Origin of the sequence: Pedobacter sp. MC2016-05 (assembly GCF_026239735.1) — a bacterium.
Taxonomy (GTDB): Bacteria; Bacteroidota; Bacteroidia; order Sphingobacteriales; family Sphingobacteriaceae; genus Pedobacter.
The window spans coordinates 44,508-64,129 of sequence record NZ_JAPIVT010000001.1; the positions used below are offsets into that span (position 1 = coordinate 44,508).

The window sequence follows — 19,622 nt, forward strand, 5'->3', positions numbered from 1 at the left end:
TATTTCCTGCTGAAGGAGAAATATAATCAAAATCATTTTTTATCCTAAGCATCCTCACGCCCGGTTAACACGCTCCGCTATAGTTTTGTACACATAAAAATGAGGTATGAAAGCTATAGCATATAATATAAAACCCGACGAAAAAGAATGGTTGGTACTCGCCAACTACAAAAAGCACGATATCACGATTATTGCCAACAGCTTAACGGCAGACACACTTGCTTTTGCCAATGGAAAGGAAGCGTTACTGGTATTTAACAATGATGCCTTAACTTCAGAAATGATAGCTGAGCTAAAATCGCTTGGGTTAAAATACATTGCCACTTCTTCTTTTGAAACTGATCATGTGGATTTACAGGCTGCGGGTATTGCCGGAATGAAAATAGCGAACGTTCCATGGAGTGAAAAAGCTCAAACACCTCGTATGAGGATGGAGCAGGTAATTAAAAACCTCGATCAATGGGCCGCCGGTAAATGCGTAGGTAAGGCTTGTTGTTGTCAAAATAATTGTGGTGTAGCTAAAGCATTAAAATAATGGAAGCTGCACTCATTCAAAAGTACAACGTTGCCGCTCCGCGGTATACCAGTTATCCAACTGTACCTTATTGGGATCACGAAAGCTTTTCAGCAGCAAAATGGGTTGAGGTAATCCCAACAACTTACAACGCCTTTGCAGATGAAGGCATAAGCCTTTATATTCATTTGCCCTATTGTGAGAGTTTATGCACTTACTGTGGCTGCAATACCAGAATTACCAAAAATCATGGGGTTGAACAACCATATATAACGGCCTTACTCAAAGAGTGGGCAATGTATTGCGATATTTTGGGTTCAAGACCTAAAATTAAAGAACTCCACTTAGGCGGCGGTACACCCACTTTTTTCGGTGCTGAAAATCTTGGATCGCTAATTTCACACATTTTGGAAAATGCAGATTTAGCCCCACATGCTCAGCTTTCCTTCGAGGCACATCCGGCAAATACAACTAGGGAACATTTAACCATACTCTATGCGTTAGGTTTTAGAAGATTAAGTTTGGGTATCCAGGATTTTGATCCGAAAGTGCAGTTCCTGATTAATCGTTTTCAAACGCCAGAGCAGGTAGAAAAAGTAACAAATGAAGCTCGGCTTATCGGTTACAACTCCATCAATTTCGATCTGATTTATGGTTTGCCAGCTCAAAATTTGCAGGGCTTGACGGATACCATTAACGATGTTATTCGCCTTCATCCAGATCGCATTGCCTTTTATAGTTATGCCCACGTGCCTTGGTTAAAGCCCGGTCAACGCCATTTTACCGAAAAAGATTTGCCTATTGGCGATGAAAAATTTGCATTGTATGAAAAAGGCAGGGAAATGCTTATAGATGCCGGGTATCAGGATGTTGGAATGGATCATTTTGCTTTAAAAAGTGATTCCCTGTACCAGGCAGGTCAGGCAAAATTGCTTCACAGAAATTTTATGGGCTATACCGATCAGCATACCCATTTGCTGATCGGCCTGGGCGTGTCATCTATTAGCGATGGCTGGACCGGCTTTGCTCAAAATCCTAAAACGGTGGAGGCTTACCTGAAGAAAATTGGAGCAGGCATGCTTCCTGTTGAAAAAGGCCATATCCTTACTAACGAAGATTTAGAAAACAGACAGCATATTTTGGATATGATGTGCCGGGAAACAACGGTTTTCGAAAATGGAATACCTGCACCTGTAAAAGAGAGGTTGTTGCCATTGCTAAAAGACGGACTGGTTTTTTTTGATGATACAACCATCGCCTTAACGCTCCTGGGAAAATCATATATCAGAAATGTTTGCATGGCTTTCGATGAAAGGTTATGGGCAAAACAAGCTGAAAAGCACCTTTTTAGTTCATCGATTTAATAAGAGCCAGAATGGAAGATGAAAAGAACATTACAATAGAAACCTTGTGTTATCACTGTGGAGAAGATCTGCCAAAGCTTAATCATACTTTTGACAATAAGAAATTTTGTTGCAGTGGTTGTCTCGGGGTGTATAAGATTTTGTCAGCAAATAATCTTTGTAACTACTATCACTACAACAATAGCCCTGGGCAGCAATTTAAGGGCGAAAGCCATCTTGACTATCTCGATGAACCCAATATTATCACCCAACTTTTAGATTATAAACATCAAAGCTCCAGTATTATCACATTTTACATACCTGCCATTCACTGTAGTTCCTGCATTTGGCTATTGGAACATCTTTACAAGATCAATCCAGCAGTTTTCAGTTCGAGAATCGATTTTTTGAAAAAACAGGTTACCATCAGCTATAATCACGAGGAAATTTCTTTAAGGCAACTGGTAGAAATGTTAAATCAAATTGGCTACGAACCACTAATCAGCTTACAGGATGTAGTGAAAGCACACAGCAGTTCGGTGGATAAGACATTAGTTTTGAAGATTGCAACCGCTGGATTTCTAATGGGCAACGTCATGCTCTTCAGCTTCCCGGAGTATTTCGGACTTTCAGGTTTAGAAAAAAAGTTTCAATACTTATTCGGCTGGCTCAATCTTGCGTTTTCTATTCCTGCTGCTTTTTTTTGCGGCCGGGATTACTTCGTTTCCGCCATAACCAGTTTAAAACATAAACATGTTAACCTCGATACGCCCTTAGCTTTAATTATAGCGGTATTGTTTTTTCGAACTGCATTTGAAATCGTATTAAATACTGGCCCGGGCTTCGCAGATACGTTAACAGGCTTGGTGTTTTTACTTTTGATGGGTAAGTGGTTGAAACAACGCACTTATCATCATATTTCGTTCGATCGTGATTACCGTTCTTACTTTCCGATTGCGGTTACTACACTGGAAAATGGAAAGGAGAAACCTGTGTCTATTAATGAGATTCAACTTGGTGATCGTTTATGGATCAGAAATGGAGAACTCGTTCCAGCTGATGCCATTTTAATGAAAGGCGATGCCTGGATGGACATGAGTTTTGTAACTGGTGAATCAGAACCTGTACATAAAGTTTTAGGGGAGATTATTTATGCAGGTGGTCGCCAAACCACTGAAGCCATTGAACTGGAAGTAATTAAACCAGTATCACAGAGTTATCTGACAGGTTTATGGAATAACGAAAACTATAAAAATGCAGTTGAAAAGGAAACTTTTAATGATAGTGTCGCGAAGTTTTTCAGCTTAGGTGTTTTTATCATTGCTTTTGCCGCAACAGGGTATTGGCTTTTTCAGGATGAAAGCAGCAAAGCCTGGTCGGCATTTACGGCGGTAATTATCGTAGCTTGTCCTTGTGTTTTAGCGCTGAGTACTCCATTTACCTTATCAGCTATTTTATCCGTTTTTGATAAAAAAGGCTTTTATGTCAAAAACACAGATGCGGTGGAAGAATTGGCAAAATGTGATACCATTGTTTTTGATAAAACCGGAACGTTAACGAGCACAGAAAATGCTGCCATTTCTTTTGGCGGACATCTCGAGAATGATGAAAAAGTACTCGTCGCTTCGCTGTTAAGAAACTCCAGCCACCCTTTAAGCCGGCAAATTCTTAAAACATTGGATGTAGATCATTTTCATCCCCTTAAAGATTACCGTGAAGTATTGGGTAAAGGTTTAGCTGCGAAAATTGACCGACGCAGTATTTATGCAGGGCACCTATCTATGTTGCCCATTACTGTCGAAAATATTAGCAAATCTGGCGTACACATTTTAATCGACCATGTTTATAAAGGACATTTTGATGTGGAACAGCAATGGCGGCCAGGGTTGAAACAGTTGATGTTGGACTTATCAAAATATCAAATCCACCTTTTATCTGGTGATACTGATAAAGATTTATGGAGGTTAAAAACCATTTTCTCAACAGCAACAAAAATGAAGTTCCGCCAAAGCCCCCACGAGAAGCTGAACAACATTTTAGCATTGCAGCAAAGCGGAAAAAAAGTAATGATGCTTGGTGATGGATTAAATGACGCCGGAGGATTGAAACAGAGCAATTTTGGTATCGCAATAACCGATAACATCAACAACTTCACACCGGGCTGCGATGCAATTTTAAAGGGAAGTTCGATTAACTACCTTCCTCATTTTGCACAACTTAGTAAAGATGGACTGAAAATCATAAAAGCAAGCTTCGCAATTGCTACAGCATACAACTGCGTGGGTATTTTCTATGCTGTTCAAGGCACACTTTATCCATTAGTGGCTGCAGTTTTAATGCCCATCAGCACGGTCACAATTATTTGCTTCACCACTTTCGCAACGCGGATTTATGCTCGTAAAAATAAACTGATATGAACATTCTATACTTTTTGGTAGGCTCCAGTGTTTTAATGGCCCTGATCTTTCTTGGTGCTTTTTTCTGGGCTTACAAAACAGGGCAGAATGATGATGTGCATACGCCCGGAATCCGAATCCTTTTTGATGATGAACCTGAAAATCAAAAAAGTGAAGAAGATCACTTTTTGAGCTAAGCACTATCATCATTCTACATTAGCATGCGAGATACCTTTGGTGTATTAAACAAACAAAACTCTTCCTTTTTATGCAGTTAGAAAAATTTACTTACGATAATAAGATTGTCAGAAACTTTGGAATCGCCACCCTGGTTTGGGGGATCGTTGGGATGACCGTTGGTTTACTGGTGGCCATGCAGCTATTTAAACCTGCCATGAACATGGGCAATCAGTATACCACGTTCGGGAGAATCAGGCCATTACACACCAATGCGGTTATTTTTGCTTTTGTGGGTAATGCGATTTTTATGGGTGTTTATTACTCACTACAACGCTTGTTAAAAGCAAGAATGTTTAGCGATGTATTGAGTAAAATTCATTTCTGGGGCTGGCAATTAATTATTGTGGCAGCAGCTATTACCTTACCACTTGGCTTTACCACCTCACACGAATATGCGGAGCTAGAGTGGCCGATTGATATTGCCATTACCGTAATCTGGGTAGTATTTGGGATCAACATGTTTGGGACCATCATTAAAAGACGAGAAAGACATTTATATGTGGCCATTTGGTTTTACATCGCTACGTTCGTAACCATTGCCGTGCTACATTTAGTAAACTCTTTCGAATTGCCCATCTCATTTCTAAAAAGTTATTATGTGTATGCTGGCGTACAAGATGCACTTGTGCAGTGGTGGTACGGACATAATGCGGTGGCATTTTTCTTAACCACGCCTTATCTGGGAATGATGTATTATTATTTGCCGAAAATGGCCAATAGGCCAGTATACTCTTATAAATTAAGTATTCTTCACTTTTGGTCACTCATTTTCATTTATATCTGGGCTGGCCCGCACCATTTGCTTTATACTTCTTTACCAGGATGGGCGCAATCATTAGGTGTAGCCTTTTCTATTATGCTGATTGCACCAAGTTGGGGAGGCATGATTAATGGCTTACTGACACTTCGCGGTGCCTGGGATAAAGTACGTGAAGATGTAACACTTAAATTTATGGTGGTTGCGCTGACGGCTTACGGTATGGCAACCTTCGAAGGACCATTATTGTCATTAAAGCAAATTAATGGCATTGCACATTTTACCGACTGGATTGTTGCTCACGTACACGTAGGGGCATTGGGTTGGAATGGTTTCTTAACCTTCGGCGTTTTGTACTGGCTGATTCCCCGAATTTATATGACGGAATTATATTCTAAAAAACTTGCCGGCTTCCACTTTTGGATCGGCACATTAGGCATTCTTTTCTATGCCATTCCAATGTACTGGGCAGGTTTCACCCAAGGATTAATGTGGAAGGAATTCACGCCTGAAGGTTTATTGAAATATCCAAATTTTCTTGCTACTACCTTGCAAATTATTCCAATGCATGTGTTAAGGTCAGTTGGCGGAGCTTTTTACTTGATTGGTGTAATCGCCATGACATACAATTTAGCAAAAACGATGCTTGCTGGTAAGTTAGTGGCTAACGAAGCAGCCGAAGCTATGCCTTTGCCGAAAGAAATTGTTGATCATTCTGCTGCTGATAAGGGCTGGCATAGGGTATTGGAGCGTAAACCGATGAAGTTTATGGTTTTTTCTCTCCTTATCATTTTAATTGGTGGAATGGTAGAGATGATGCCAACTTTTACCATAAAATCGAACGTTCCAACCATTGCCAGTGTGAAACCATATTCTGCTTTGGAATTACAAGGAAGAGATTTATACATCAGAGAAGGCTGCGTGAACTGCCATACGCAAACAGTTCGCCCATTTCGTTCAGAAACCGAACGTTATGGCGAATATAGTAAAGCGGGAGAGTATGTTTACGACCATCCATTTTTATGGGGAAGTAAACGCACCGGACCAGATTTGCATCGGCTGGGCGGTAAATATTCTCATGCCTGGCATTACAATCACTTAGTTGATCCGACTTCCATGTCGCCAGGAAGCATTATGCCCCCCTACCCTTGGTTAACTGAGCAACGGCTTGATGTTTCTACAACACCTGCTAAAATAAGGGCAATGCAAACTTTAGGCGTTCCCTATCCCGATGGTTATGATCAAAGGGCAAATGATGATTTGAAAATTCAGGCTGAAAAAATTGCTACGGATTTGAAACAGAATAACATCAAAGTAAATAGTGATAAAGAAATTGTAGCCATTATTGCTTATCTGCAGCGCCTGGGTACTGATATCAAGGCAAATAAAGAAGTAATCCCATCTAATCAATAATACTATGTTTAATCAAATTAAAAACTTAGATGGGGGAGAAATTTACCTCATCAGCTCCTTGCTCATGTTTATGGTATTCTTTTTAATTGTAGGCATTTACCTCATTAAATTAAATAAAAAGCATATCGAGATCATGAGTGAAATGCCTTTTCAAGATAATCAACCAAAAGAATATGAAGAAGATTAATCTCGCTATAATATTTTCAGCTTTATCGTTAAGCGTTTTTGCAGCTGAGGAAAAAGCAGTTACTGTAATGCCATCAAGCCCTGGCTTAGGATTGAGTCAAACCAGTTTGTTAATTATCATGTTGCTGATCTTTGCATTCATACTGCTTTTTGTATCGATTACTTTGTTAAATGCTTTCAAGGTGATGTATCGGGAGCAGTTGAATCCAACCCCTTATTCACCGCCAGTGGAATCGCCCATTCTGGATTACGATTCGTGGTTGAAGCAAAAGAAAAATAAACCATCGGTTTGGGAAAAACTTTTGAGTTTAAAACCTATTGACCAAGAAAAAGACCTGGAAATAGATCATGCTTATGATGGGATCAAGGAGCTTAATAATCCTGTTCCAGCCTGGTTTAACGTTTTGTTTTTTGGCACCATGATTTTTGCCATTTGCTATCTGTTCTATTATCATATTGGTGGTTACGGCGATTTACAAGACCAGGAATATGCAAATGAAATGGTAAAAGCACAGGAAGAAAAAGCCGCTTTTTTAGAAAAATCATCAAATACAATAGATGAAAACTCGGTAAAATTCGATAACACTCAAACCGTCCTAGAAGAGGGAAAAGGCATTTTCAATACGAATTGCGTGGTCTGCCATGGAGATAAAGCACAGGGAGTTATCGGGCCAAACTTAACGGATGAATTTTGGCTTCATGGCGGGGGAATTAACAACATTTTTAAAACGATAAAATATGGTGTTCCAGATAAAGGAATGATTAGCTGGGAAAAAACACTTAGTCCGAAGCAGATCAGTGCTGTTTCCAATTATATTATGTCTTTAAAAGATACCAGGCCTGCAGGAGCGAAGGCCCCGCAAGGTGATAAATACGAGGAAAAAAATCCTCGGGATAACTCAATGAAAAGTGTTGGGGATAGTTTGAGCGTTACAGATGCAACGAAAAAGTAAAGCAAAAGACAGGGATGCGCTTTACCCTAAAAAACCATCGGGTAAATTATACACCCGCCGGATATGGGTAAGCTACGCTTTATTGCTGTTATTGTTTGCTTGTCCGTTTGTGAAGTTAAATGGAGAGCAGTTGGTATTACTCAATTTTTTAGAACGAAAATTTGTATTCTTTGGATTGTTATTTACTCCTCAGGATTTCTATCTGTTTGCATTGGCAATGCTCATCTTCGCCATCTTTATTGTTTGTTTTACAGTGGTTTTGGGCAGACTATGGTGCGGTTGGGCCTGCCCTCAAACTATTTTTATGGAGATGGTTTTCCGAAGGATAGAATACTGGATTGAAGGAGATGCAAATAAACAAAAGAAGTTAAATGCTCAGAATTGGAACGGAGAAAAGTTTTTCAAAAAGGGCCTTAAACACATTATTTTTTTACTGATTTCATTTTGCATTGCCAACACCTTTTTAGCTTATATCATCAGTTCTGATTTGTTATTTACAATAATTACCGAACCCATCAAACAACATCTTTCAGGATTTATTTCTATTTGCTTATTTACCATAATATTCTACCTGGTTTTTGCTTACGTAAGAGAAGTCGTTTGTACCGTGATATGTCCCTATGGTAGATTGCAAGGCGTTTTACTTGATAATCAAAGTTTGGTTGTGGCTTATGATTTTTCAAGAGGAGAACCCAGAGGCCGTTTGCAAAAAGACAGTTTTATCACTAATAAAGGCGATTGTGTTGATTGTAGCCTATGTGTTCAGGTTTGCCCAACAGGTATTGACATTAGAAAAGGTACGCAAGCCGAATGTATTAACTGTACTGCCTGTATTGATGCTTGCGATGAAGTGATGATTAAAATTGGTAGGCCACAGCGGTTAATAGGATTTTATAATCAAGAATTTGTGCAAGATCGTAAGCCTTATAAAATCGGATTGAAATCTTATGGCTATGCAGCGGTTCTATTTCTGGTGATGATTGTTTTTTCATCGCTCATTTATAAAAGAGAAGACGTACAAACAACAGTTTTAAGAGCAAGTGGAACGCTATTCCAAGTGAGAAAAAATAAGGAAACCAGCAATCTTTACAATGCCGAAATGATCAATAAAACAAATAGAGAAATGAAATTTCTGTTTAGATCGAAAGATCGTGACGATAAAATTGAGTTTATCCAGGCTGCCGAAGTTTTACCAAAAGAAGGGAGTGCACAGGTGACTTTCTTTTTGATCAGAAAAAATGAAACGATCAAAGAATATAAAACTGATGCTGTCTTTGAGGTTTGGGTAGATGGGAAAGTAATTAGTGAAGCCAGTACCAGTTTTTTTGCACAACCAGAATAGTAAAATTTCTGAGGGTGTGGTGTTTTATGATTAAATAAATGAGATATGAATTGGGGAGCAAAAATAGTTGTGGGCATGGTTACCTTCATGCTTTTCATCATTGTTATGGTTTGTTATATGTTTTACGTTCATGGTAGAGATGCATTAATTGAAGACGATTATTACGAACAGGGGATCAATTATGATGATGAATTTAATGCGACGAAGCAAATGTTAAATGCCGACGCTGAACCTGAAATAAATATTTCAGCTCAGCAAATCATCATTAAATTGAAGGATTCTGCCAGTTATAATCTAAATTTAAAAAGGGCATCAAATATTACTGATGATAAAACAAGAAATGGTTTCACGGTTGGCAGTTCAAATCTAATTCTTATTCAGCGGAATGATCTTCCAAAAGGTTTGTGGTTTTTAAAACTTCAATGGAAAGTAAAAGGAAAAGAATTCATGTTCAAGAAAAATATCACGCTACAATGAATCTTCTCCCCCTTGCTTTTTTAATGGGCCTTTTTGGGAGCCTGCATTGTGCGGTAATGTGCGGGCCGATTATGCTTGGTATGCCGTTTCAAAAAAGGAGTTTTCTGGAATCATCATTACAACTTTTACTTTATCAATTTGGCCGTATTTTAATTTACACCTTTTTAGGCCTGGCCGTGGGTGCAATAGGCAGTAGTATAAAGATTTTTAGTAACCAGAAAGTACTTAGTTTAACCATTGGAATTATACTGATAGTATTCACTGCACTGCGTCTGAGCAGGTTTACACAATTTCGATTTTCGAAAATCCAGAATAAGTTGCTAAACCCGATCAGTAGGCTGATGTCTGAGGTTTTTAACCTTAGGCTTTGGGGCTTATTTGCTGGCATGTTAAACGGGCTGATCCCCTGTGGAATGGTTTATTTAGCATTAGCAACAGCATTAAATACAGGTAATGTAACTTCCGGAGGAACATTTATGTTCCTCTTTGGTTTAGGAACAACACCGCTGATGATGATGATTTCCATGAGCAGAATTTACCTTAAAAAATACATCCGCTTCAATTCTCAACAATTAATTCCATGGTTTATGTTGGCTATCGGTGTTTTATTTATTCTCCGCTCCGCTGATCTTGGCATCCCATTTATTTCCCCTAAAATCACAGGATCTTTTGGACATGCAGCTTCATGCAAATAGCTTAATCGGAGTAAGAATTCCCAGCTTCCTGATGTATTTACCTGAAGGGCTAGCGGAAATAAACTTATGCAGTTCTTTTCGATCTGCAAGAGCAAATAACGCACTTAGAAATTAAAGGATAACTCTTTCATATTTCAGAAGAAACTCAATCACTCAATACCGTATCGCCCAAGGAGCATAGTTTGGCCTAAACTGCAAATCTCTGGCACCATCAGTTCCATATTATATTGATTTGAATAGAGATAAATGAGGCTATATTACTCGTATCCTGCAATGTACAAATGCTCGGAATATAATTTGAAAACTCATAATGATGCAAAGGTATGCCTTGCAAGGCGTAGGCAGATACTTTTGTCAATGGTCAGGGATCGACGATTTCTCTAAGTAAAACACAAGAAAAATCATCTAAATAAAACCAGCTACAAAATATCAAGAAATTAATAAATGATTTTCGCGAACATTTCAGTATCAACGCCATATACAATTACCCTAATTCTATTACAATTATTCATTATATTTACCCTAATTCTGTGACGAAACATTCATTAATTAACCCTAATTTTATAACAACAAGTTTGATAGGATAATATTTACAGAGTTAGAAAAATGGCTTAACAATATTAAGATTTTATGTAATCATTTTATAGTAGATAGCCATAAAAACAGGGCTTACCTCATCAACATCAAACTACCAGAAATACTTTTACACTTTGTCGCCAGATGAATAGTATAGTAATATACACCCACAGGAAGGATTTTACCATTACTTCGCCCGTCAAATGGGATTCCATAACCACTGCTATTAAATACCACATTGCCTAAACGGTTAAAAACCTTTATTAAGACTTGAGGATATTGTTCAATATTCTTAATTATCCAGGTATCATTCGCCCCATCACCATTTGGTGAAAATGATGAAGGAACATCTACCGCTTTCTCGGCAAAAGTAACCGGCACTGCAGTACGTTTGCTTTCACAATTTCCATTGGCCAAACTCAGGAAATACGATTTAGATTTTACCATTTCCAATGTAAATAAACCCGTATTGTTTTCTATTAATGCCTGTCGGCTGGTTTCAAATTGATATAGTTTATAGGTACCTGCAACAGGATTTAACACCCTTATAGTTCCCTCACCTTCGCCACATAGCTTAACATCAGCTACTGCGGGCGCTTCAATCTCCTCTCCAATGTTGTCTATTACAAATTCTTTTTCTACAAAATTACAGCTACTACCGCTGTTATCAGTTACCTTGAGTTTATACAATCCGTATGGTACATTTACTAATATCGGCTGCCTGCCCACAACCTCTTCCTGGTTGTTCAACCACTCGTACTGATAAGGCGCAACCCCGCCCTTAATCATCACATTACTAATTGCTCCAAGGCCCATTGCACAATGGTCGGCCTTGTTATTTACCTCAGCTAAATCCATCACCAAGGGTTCAATACGCAAAACTGTGTAGTCTTTAAAGTGTTGTTCACATTCTTTTTCGTCCGTTAAAAACAAACTGTATTTACCGGTTTTCAATCCAGTTATCGTATTCGTACGGCCAATAGTAGCGCCGGTTGCATCCGTCCAACGCAGTTTTGTTCCTGCATCAATACCCGAAGTTTGAACCGTGATCATACCCGAATCTTCACCACATGCGGCATCGGAAATCTTGTAAATCAGTTCTGGAAAAACCTTTGCACTTTGCCTGATGATGTTATACTCCAGCGTTTTGATACAGTAAGTATTTGCAATTGTTAATTTATACTTACCTGGCGCAAGGTTTACAACATCTATTTGATGGCCAAAATCTAATCCAGCATCATTTGTCCACTTGTAGGTTAACCGATCAGAAGAACTAATCTTCAGGTTTTTTATCCAGCCATCATTGGTTGTACATCCTGCATTTCTTAAATCGTATGCCGAATCATCAACCGTTATTCCATTTTTTTCCTCGATGATAAAGGAATAAAAAAGTGATCCGCAAGTACCCTGATCTTTAACTTCGACGGTATATTTACCAGCTGGTACTCCGCGTAAATTTGCTTCGGTACCCACGATATCCTGCTTTTCATTTCGCCATATAAAAGTTATGGCTTCTTTTCCTGAAGCAATCAAACCCGTTATGCTGCCATTTTTGCGATCACAATCTGCATGTTCAATCAGCATTTTTGTAAGGTCTGCAACCGGAGCACCTTCCGCAGGAATATTAAAAGGGCCAAAAACAACTGTACAGTTGTCGGTGCTAACCACTTTGAGTCTGTAATTACCCCCTTTAACATTTTGTAAAGTAAGCGCAGTTCCCTTAACCTCATCTGCATCATTTAACCAGCTAACAGACTTCGTTTTTGCGGCCTCCAAATTCGATAAAAATACATTGCTAATTCCACCATTCTCCATACTGCAGGTAGCAGGCTGTGTTTTCATCAAAGCGGTATACAATTGGGGCGTAATATCTTTTAGCTCCCAAGTAAAAGTTTGTGTTTTACAGGCCGTACCCAAAAATGCAGTAAAAGAATAAGTTCCAGGCGGTAGGTCTTTTAAATCGGCATTGGTGCCGATTAATTTTTTTTCTGCGTTTCGCCATTCAATGGCTGTAGCACCCTGCACCACAATTCCGGTAATTGAACCATTTGCCTGCCCGCAAGTAGGCTGTTTAATAATGTAATTACCCATTTGTAAACCCATCCCTAAAAACTCCGAGGTACGATTATTTAAAGTAGCCGATGCCGTAAAGCCGACATTGGCCGGAATGGTCATCTTCCAGTTTCCTTGCCCATCAGCAAAACTACTTCCTAAATATTTCTTTGCATCACACTGGTAACATTCTCCATCCGAAAACACTTCAATTTCTGCATTAGGCGTAGCGGTTCCCTTTAAAGAACCATTATCGTATTCATCAATTTTAATAACCGGAATTTCTACTTTTGATTTTTCTGATTTATAGGTAATGGGCATGGATGAAATACAATAAATCGAATTTCTTTGCAATAAAATGTCGCCACAGTTGTTTGCACTTACACCAGGTGTTCCCGGCCCAAAGCTTACCCGGTTGGCCATTACATTTTCTTCTCCAGGATTTTTCCCGCCAATGATCATATTGGAGCAGTTTTCCAAGCCTATAGTACTGTAAGCATAAGATTTGCTTCCATCACTTCGTATCCCCATCCGGTTTCCCTGTATCTTTCCAGAGTTGTGAATATTTTTGAAATCGAAACCACCACTCCCCAAAAAGGTATTATTGATGAGTTCTACATTCCTAAAATCCTGAATATACCCGCGGGCACCAATACCTACACCTACGCTCTCCACCCCAAAACTGTTGTTCTTAACAATACACTTCTCGCCGGTAGCCTCTACAGCTTGTGTAGTGGGGTTAATCCCTGATATCATTACCCCATAATCCCGAAAACCCCAGAGGTTTCCTTCCTCCTTCGTGTCGCCTCCAACCATTACATCATCACATAACCTAAAATTGAGCGTACCCCCAAAGGCAGGGCCAACCGCTGTTTTCTTATCGGCTGCAATACCAAACCAATTTGCCGAAACTTTAATGGTTTTACATTTAAACAGGTAAACATCATAATCGCAGGTTAAGAAAATATTACCCTTTCCAACAGCTCCAATGGTAATATTAGTGCTTTGTGCAATATAAATCGGGCTAGCTCCCCTTCCTCCAGCCGCAAAATTTGAAAAACTTAAACCATAAATTTCAAGATGGTTAACAGCCGTCCCTTTCAGCGCCGTTCTTTCGGTATAATCGGTATAAGGAATCACGGTTTCGATCGTTACTTTAGCATCAGATAAACCAAGCGCCGCACCCGGTAGGGTAGTCCCGTCAATAACAAGATGAGAAGAAAGTATTAGTGGCGATTTCAAGCTAATGAGCCTGGCTGTAGCCGTAAAATGTATATAGTCAGTTTCAGCACTTCCATTGGCGCCCGCTTTTTCTAAAGCTTCTCTCAACGTGCCCGGCCCGCTGTCGAGTTGACTACCCACCGTAAATATCTCCGCATGGACCACGCCAAAGGTCGATAAGAATAAAAACAAGAACAGTAATCGAAACATGGGTGAGGGCGCAGTTTATTAATAAAGCAAATGTAGCAGAATTTAATCTTTTTTTTACCAGCAGAAGAAATGTGTTAAAAGGCTCTATGTCATGTATATTAAGTGTTTTACAATTGAAGATTACTCATCTATAATCTTACTAATAGCTATAGAAATAATTTATAGCTAAAGTTATTAAAACATAGCCAAATGTAGCGATGGAAGAGTTTGCCAACATACCAAAACAACTGATATCATCTTTTTATTGAGATAAACATATTAATTATCTGAAATCAATAATTTACGGAAAAACCCGACGAAGCCAGAACAAGCCTTACTCAAACAATCTTCTGATTAACAACTACCTGCAAACAAAATTACGACTCACTAACTATCCAAAATGACTATTATTGGGCTCAAATGTTATCACTCAAATTTACGAAATGAATTTATTTAACCCAAGAAAAATCATTAAGCCATAAGAAGCTACAGAGTATTAAGAAAGCCGAAAAAACTAATTTTTGTAAACGAGACTTACTAAATCGCCATGAGTAAAGGAACTTTTATTAAAACAAAAAACTATCTATCAACAGCCAAATTAACTCATTTTATATACGTTTTGGCTGAAGATATTTTTTTTATCCACAGCCAAAACACTATATTTGAACAATGTTTTGGCTGCGGATAAAATTGTTTTAACCTCTTAGAAGAAGAAATATGGAATTGCTCATCGGAAGAATAGCGGAAAAGAAAATATTGTCAGAGGCGCTTGCTTCGTCCTCATCAGAACTCTTAGCAGTCTTTGGCAGGAGAAGAGTCGGAAAAACTTTCTTGATCCGATCGGTCTTCCAGAAACAGCTCATTTTTGAACTGTCGGGAGTTCACGATGCGAATGCTAGCGAGCAATTACTCAATTTCAGCAAGGCTATCGCAGATGCACTAGGCTCAGGATTAACTCCTGCAGCTCCTAAGAACTGGACGGAAGCTTTCTGGCAACTCAGGGAATTTGCAGCCCCTATACTTAAAAAAAGAAAAGCTGTAATCTTCTTTGACGAGTTCCCTTGGTTAAGCTCGCATAAATCAGGCTTTCTTTCTGCATTCGAATATTTCTGGAACCAATGGGCCTCACAGCAGCCAAACCTGATTGTTACTATCTGTGGATCTGCGGCCACTTGGATGATCAAAAAAGTTGTCAACAGTAAAGGAGGTCTGCACAATCGTTTAACGCGTAAAATCCGCCTGTTACCTTTCACATTGCACGAGACAGAACAGTACCTAAAAAGCAATAATATCCATATTGACCGTTACCAGGTGCTAACCATTTTTATGGCAATGGGCGGTGTCCCCCATTATCTGAAAGAACTAAAAAAAGGGGAAAGTGCTACCCAGGTCATTGACCGGCTTTGCTTCACCAAGGATGGTCTCCTTTCAACAGAATTCGCAAACCTATACCGTTCTCTTTTCGAAAACGCAGACAGGCATATTTCCGTAGTCAAAGCACTCGCGGACAAACCATCGGGATTAACAAGAAACGAAATCATACGGATATGCAACCTACAGAGTGGGGGGACTATCAGTCTTTTACTTGAGGAAATTGTGGAGTCTGGCTTCATTACTCCGCACCTGCCTTTCCGGAAGAATGCCAATCAGAGCATTTACAAGCTTAGCGATGAATACAGCCTTTTCTACCTTAAATTTATTGAACATTCCCGCGCCACCGGTGCAGGCACATGGCTAAAAAAATCATCGACGTCTTCCTGGAGGAGTTGGAGTGGTTATGCCTTTGAAGGGATCTGTATGAAGCATACAGATAATATTAAACAGGCGCTTGGTATTTCTGGAGTGTTCACGGAAACATCAGCTTGGCGGCATTCTCCTAAAGATGGAAACGGTGCACAGGTCGATCTTTTGCTGGACAGACAGGATAATGTGATAAGCATATGTGAAATGAAGTTCTCATATGCTGAGTTTGCTATTGATAAAACCTATGCTACTGAGTTAAAGAACAAACTTGATATATTTCGTCGGGAGAGTAAAACTAAAAAAGCACTGTTCCTAGCCATGGTTACAACCTATGGCACTAAAAACAATATGTATTCTATTGGCTTGGTACAGAACGAAGTCACCATGGATGATTTGTTTTTACCTTAGTATAATATCTACCCTATTTCTGTATCAGACGTATTCATTTATCCACTCGGCAATAGTAAAATCGATGATCTCGGCATTTCAGATCTGATTTAATTCATCTATTAAAGCTTTCCGTTGCGGGTATTGTTTTCTAAAGAACTCAATCAAAGTATTAACCTCTTGATTTCCGCCTAACTTCATCATTCTACGCAAATACTTGCAAGCGGTGCGATAATGGCTTCGCCCAACGGAACCAGCAACATAATCCAGAATCCTCTCGCTGTAAAGCCCAATCAATTCAGGGGCGTAATCTTTTGCTAAATATTCTTCGTTTTGCTCAATCTTTTCCATTGACGGGTTTAGTTTTAGCATCACAAACAACCGTTCCCACCACTCTTCTTTGATGTATATCTGCCGTATTAAATCCAGGTAACCCCATCTTTTTATGGCTGAAGTTTCTGTAATGATTTCTTCCAAAAAAGCGTCCCAGTTTTCAGCATCAATATGATCTTTTAAGATTTGATAGTAGTCCTGTTGGGGATAAAAATTGTCGATAAATAAAAGCCTCGCATATTCGATGATTTTTTGTGTATGTCTTTGCGCTTGGGCAGCCTTTAGCAACCAATTATACCAGTCCTTTACCAGGCCCGGCTTATCTTTTCTATCACATTTAATTCCGTCTTCGGAGAGCTGGATCACTCGGTAGAAATCATTGCTCTTAAATGCTTTCTCTATTTCGTTTGTTCGGATTGAGGCGTTAGAAATATGCTGGCCGACATACTTTTCAACTTCATTCTCACTTTTAAATCGCCTCAATAAACCCAGCTTTAGAGATTGCGCTTGTTCCATTTCATACTCTCCGGATACCGTATCCAGACAACCCAAAATAACATCTGCTTCATTTTCCTTTTCAACCAAGTCACCGGCGAGATCTAATATTCCTAAATGCCAGTCCCAACCTTCAAATTTTTTTGTGTTAAAAGACCATATGCAGTAATCAAAAACCTGCTTTCTTAGGATTTCAGAAAGCTCCTGTTTTGATAGTTCTGAAAGTAAAGCCATTGCCGATTCAATAAAATAGCCCAGATCTCCACTACTGTCGTCAGCAAATTGGAAGGCATCAGTTACCTCTTCAAGCAAAGCTGTAGTTATAAAAAAAACATTTTCATAATTCCTATTTTTCAAAGAACGATTGGCATTCTCCAAAAAAGGCATTAAAGTATTTACAACATGTTTCATTTCCGACCAGTCAATCCAATCATATTTTCCGGCGGCTGTTCTTAAGATGTAATGAATTTGTTTTTGATAAACTTCTTTCGACTGGTTTTTACTTAAATAGCCAAAAGTCGCTAAAAAATAATTTGCAAATTTTTTATCATTCTTACACTGCTCTTCTGTGAAGGCGATGAGTTCCTGATGTGGAATGTCTTTTAACAACGCCTTTATTTGTTGGGCAGTTGAAGCGGTTTTTTTCTTTATTGTTATTTGTTGGGGAACTTCCGTGAGTTGTAAATAATGTTTTTGCAGATAGAAAATAGTTGCAACTACGTGTTTACACACAGAGCCGAAATAATAAGGGCAATCACATTGATGCTCATTGATGATTTCGTTCTCAATTGTTAACCGAACAGTGTAATGTTCCCTACCAGCAACAATAGCTTCATATTCCCCACTAGCATTCTCTGAAAGATCAATGACAGAGCCTCTTTTATAATAATTAACTCCTCGTTTTAAAATGGCTTCATCAACGATTTGTTCAAATTCGTTTAAAGGTATTTGCATAGCGTCAAGCTTTTATAAAGACTTAGAGATGGGTTCTTTTTCCAAATCGTAAACCCCTGTTGACAGCTCTACCTGAAACCACTCTTTAAACATTCTGTAATTCCTGTTTTGGGGCCATTGTTTTTTATTGGTATGTCTTTCTTCTAGTTCGAGAATAAATAACTTATCAAAGTTCTTTCTAAGCCAGGCTTCCACGTCCTCAATATCTTCACTTAACAGGTAAGTTTTTGTTTCAATTGTCTCATCCACATCGGGGTGCAAATTAGAATACCAATTCAAAGAAGGTTGCAATGGTTTTAGTATGATTGCACTGCGATTGATATAGTTTTCTTCGAAATCCTCCTGACTATGCTCATCTTCCAACTCCTCCAACATCGACGCCAGATAATCGTCTTTCGCTTGGGTAACCACAGATAAAATAGGTTCTCCACTGGTTTCTTTTATTTCAAAATCTACGATAAAACTATCATAGTCCTTAAATTTTACTGTTTTTGAGTAAATCATTCTCTTCAACAAATCCAAATTTATGTCCGTTTTCTTGACAGAATTGAGAATGGCATCAGTTTCTTCCTTTGGCAATAACATTTTCAGATTACCAAAATTCCAAGCATTGATGGCAAACTCAAAAATGTCTTCATAATATTCTGTATCAGCAAAATCTGACATATAGGGTTCTATGAACTGTTCCAGTAATTTTGAATATTTTACACCTTGGTTTTGGATAATCGTTTTATTTCCAAATAAATTGATGCCTTTGCTTTTCATTTGTTAATTAGTTAAATTATTTAATTTGCTTCAGTAACATTTATCAAAAATAATAAATCTTTTTAATGACTTTAAAATATCCCCTATGGTTGTATAAGGCACTTAGGACTAAAGTTCTTCAAGAAAGCATTTTTCAACAAGTCTTCTATATTTTTCGCTGCTCGTAATGCCGTTTAAATTGGTCAGCCACATTTTCCATATTTTTGTCAAGTTTAAAATGAAATCACCGTTTCCTCAATTCAGGATAATCTGTAATTAGGTCATTGAAGCGACGAAAAGGCTTTTCACGGGAAAGTGCCATGTAGAACTCTTCCTTTTCTTTCAGTGGTACCACCTCACTTATAAAATCCTCTATCATGGTAAAGGATGTTGTACTATACATTCCTTCGAGTCGAATATAGTCTGCCCAATTCTCCTCAATTTTTTCGATATCGTCTATAAAAAGTTCATCATAATATCCTATATTTTTCAAGGGGTCGGTATAAGACATAAGCTCTACGTTAACATTATCATAAAAACAAAGCATACCCATGTCCAATTGCTCCGCAATCACTTTGATCATTTCTATATCGGGCATCTTCATATCTTATC

Annotated in this window: 15 protein-coding genes; 11 read left to right on the plus strand and 4 right to left on the minus strand. The window is 38.6% G+C overall.

Features of this window, described 5'->3' with window-relative positions; translation table 11 throughout:
• Positions 1-106 precede the first annotated feature (106 nt).
• The 10 genes from OQZ33_RS00205 (at position 107) to OQZ33_RS00250 (ending at position 10,316) form a co-directional block, all read left to right on the plus strand.
• Positions 107-535 carry a lactate dehydrogenase gene (locus tag OQZ33_RS00205; RefSeq protein ID WP_265797038.1) on the plus strand — a complete coding sequence of 143 codons (429 nt, stop codon included), beginning with the start codon at positions 107-109 and terminating at the stop codon, positions 533-535.
• Positions 535-1,878: an oxygen-independent coproporphyrinogen III oxidase gene (gene hemN / locus OQZ33_RS00210; protein ID WP_265797039.1), complete on the plus strand. Its 1,344-nt coding sequence runs from the start codon at positions 535-537 to the stop codon at positions 1,876-1,878. The genes OQZ33_RS00205 and hemN overlap by 1 nt, the downstream gene beginning before the upstream one ends.
• A gap of 11 nt (positions 1,879-1,889) precedes the next feature.
• Positions 1,890-4,274 (plus strand): heavy metal translocating P-type ATPase, encoded by a 2,385-nt coding sequence (locus OQZ33_RS00215; protein ID WP_265797040.1) that lies wholly within the window; start codon positions 1,890-1,892, stop codon positions 4,272-4,274.
• Positions 4,271-4,450: a cbb3-type cytochrome oxidase assembly protein CcoS gene (gene ccoS / locus OQZ33_RS00220; protein WP_265797041.1), complete on the plus strand. Its 180-nt coding sequence runs from the start codon at positions 4,271-4,273 to the stop codon at positions 4,448-4,450. Before OQZ33_RS00215 ends, ccoS begins: the two co-directional genes overlap by 4 nt.
• Before the next feature lie 71 nt (positions 4,451-4,521).
• On the plus strand, positions 4,522-6,663 hold the full coding sequence (gene ccoN, locus OQZ33_RS00225) for a cytochrome-c oxidase, cbb3-type subunit I (RefSeq protein WP_265797042.1): 2,142 nt from the start codon (positions 4,522-4,524) through the stop codon (positions 6,661-6,663).
• A gap of 4 nt (positions 6,664-6,667) precedes the next feature.
• Positions 6,668-6,850, plus strand: coding sequence for a hypothetical protein (locus tag OQZ33_RS00230; RefSeq protein WP_265797043.1), 183 nt, complete (start codon positions 6,668-6,670; stop codon positions 6,848-6,850).
• A complete protein-coding gene (locus OQZ33_RS00235) occupies positions 6,837-7,802 on the plus strand; it encodes a cbb3-type cytochrome c oxidase N-terminal domain-containing protein (protein WP_265797044.1) in 966 nt (321 codons plus the stop codon). The genes OQZ33_RS00230 and OQZ33_RS00235 overlap by 14 nt, the downstream gene beginning before the upstream one ends.
• Positions 7,786-9,144 (plus strand): cytochrome c oxidase accessory protein CcoG, encoded by a 1,359-nt coding sequence (gene ccoG / locus OQZ33_RS00240; protein ID WP_265797045.1) that lies wholly within the window; start codon positions 7,786-7,788, stop codon positions 9,142-9,144. Before OQZ33_RS00235 ends, ccoG begins: the two co-directional genes overlap by 17 nt.
• Positions 9,145-9,189: 45 nt before the next feature.
• Positions 9,190-9,621: a FixH family protein gene (locus OQZ33_RS00245; protein ID WP_265797046.1), complete on the plus strand. Its 432-nt coding sequence runs from the start codon at positions 9,190-9,192 to the stop codon at positions 9,619-9,621.
• Complete coding sequence (locus OQZ33_RS00250) at positions 9,618-10,316, plus strand: sulfite exporter TauE/SafE family protein (RefSeq protein WP_265797047.1); 699 nt, start codon at positions 9,618-9,620, stop codon at positions 10,314-10,316. Before OQZ33_RS00245 ends, OQZ33_RS00250 begins: the two co-directional genes overlap by 4 nt.
• Before the next feature lie 669 nt (positions 10,317-10,985).
• Here the strand turns inward: OQZ33_RS00250 and OQZ33_RS00255 are convergent.
• A complete protein-coding gene (locus tag OQZ33_RS00255) occupies positions 10,986-14,375 on the minus strand; it encodes a gliding motility-associated C-terminal domain-containing protein (protein WP_265797048.1) in 3,390 nt (1,129 codons plus the stop codon).
• A 696-nt stretch (positions 14,376-15,071) separates the two neighbouring features.
• Here OQZ33_RS00255 and OQZ33_RS00260 point away from each other — a divergent pair.
• On the plus strand, positions 15,072-16,505 hold the full coding sequence (locus OQZ33_RS00260; protein WP_265797049.1) for an AAA family ATPase: 1,434 nt from the start codon (positions 15,072-15,074) through the stop codon (positions 16,503-16,505).
• A gap of 78 nt (positions 16,506-16,583) precedes the next feature.
• On the opposite strand, the gene OQZ33_RS00265 is transcribed toward OQZ33_RS00260, so the two are convergent.
• The 3 genes from OQZ33_RS00265 to OQZ33_RS00275 form a co-directional block, all read right to left on the minus strand.
• Entirely contained in the window at positions 16,584-18,266 is a 1,683-nt protein-coding gene (locus tag OQZ33_RS00265; protein ID WP_265797050.1) for an SWIM zinc finger family protein, read from the minus strand.
• A 12-nt stretch (positions 18,267-18,278) separates the two neighbouring features.
• Complete coding sequence (locus OQZ33_RS00270) at positions 18,279-19,031, minus strand: hypothetical protein (protein ID WP_265797051.1); 753 nt, start codon at positions 19,029-19,031, stop codon at positions 18,279-18,281.
• A 223-nt stretch (positions 19,032-19,254) separates the two neighbouring features.
• Entirely contained in the window at positions 19,255-19,614 is a 360-nt protein-coding gene (locus tag OQZ33_RS00275) for a UPF0158 family protein (RefSeq protein WP_265797052.1), read from the minus strand.
• Positions 19,615-19,622 lie beyond the last annotated feature (8 nt).

What these genes read in the sequence shown, in the direction of transcription:
- OQZ33_RS00250 (WP_265797047.1), top strand. Translation starts at nt 9,618, where the DNA reads ATGAATCTTCTCCCCCTTGCTTTTTTAATGGGCCTTTTTGGGAGCCTG.
- OQZ33_RS00255 (WP_265797048.1), bottom strand. Translation starts at nt 14,375, where the DNA reads ATGTTTCGATTACTGTTCTTGTTTTTATTCTTATCGACCTTTGGCGTG.
- OQZ33_RS00245 (WP_265797046.1), top strand. Translation starts at nt 9,190, where the DNA reads ATGAATTGGGGAGCAAAAATAGTTGTGGGCATGGTTACCTTCATGCTT.
- OQZ33_RS00275 (WP_265797052.1), bottom strand. Translation starts at nt 19,614, where the DNA reads ATGAAGATGCCCGATATAGAAATGATCAAAGTGATTGCGGAGCAATTG.
- ccoN (WP_265797042.1), top strand. Translation starts at nt 4,522, where the DNA reads ATGCAGTTAGAAAAATTTACTTACGATAATAAGATTGTCAGAAACTTT.
- OQZ33_RS00230 (WP_265797043.1), top strand. Translation starts at nt 6,668, where the DNA reads ATGTTTAATCAAATTAAAAACTTAGATGGGGGAGAAATTTACCTCATC.
- OQZ33_RS00205 (WP_265797038.1), top strand. Translation starts at nt 107, where the DNA reads ATGAAAGCTATAGCATATAATATAAAACCCGACGAAAAAGAATGGTTG.
- hemN (WP_265797039.1), top strand. Translation starts at nt 535, where the DNA reads ATGGAAGCTGCACTCATTCAAAAGTACAACGTTGCCGCTCCGCGGTAT.
- OQZ33_RS00265 (WP_265797050.1), bottom strand. Translation starts at nt 18,266, where the DNA reads ATGCAAATACCTTTAAACGAATTTGAACAAATCGTTGATGAAGCCATT.
- OQZ33_RS00215 (WP_265797040.1), top strand. Translation starts at nt 1,890, where the DNA reads ATGGAAGATGAAAAGAACATTACAATAGAAACCTTGTGTTATCACTGT.
- OQZ33_RS00260 (WP_265797049.1), top strand. Translation starts at nt 15,072, where the DNA reads ATGGAATTGCTCATCGGAAGAATAGCGGAAAAGAAAATATTGTCAGAG.
- OQZ33_RS00235 (WP_265797044.1), top strand. Translation starts at nt 6,837, where the DNA reads ATGAAGAAGATTAATCTCGCTATAATATTTTCAGCTTTATCGTTAAGC.
- OQZ33_RS00270 (WP_265797051.1), bottom strand. Translation starts at nt 19,031, where the DNA reads ATGAAAAGCAAAGGCATCAATTTATTTGGAAATAAAACGATTATCCAA.
- ccoS (WP_265797041.1), top strand. Translation starts at nt 4,271, where the DNA reads ATGAACATTCTATACTTTTTGGTAGGCTCCAGTGTTTTAATGGCCCTG.
- ccoG (WP_265797045.1), top strand. Translation starts at nt 7,786, where the DNA reads ATGCAACGAAAAAGTAAAGCAAAAGACAGGGATGCGCTTTACCCTAAA.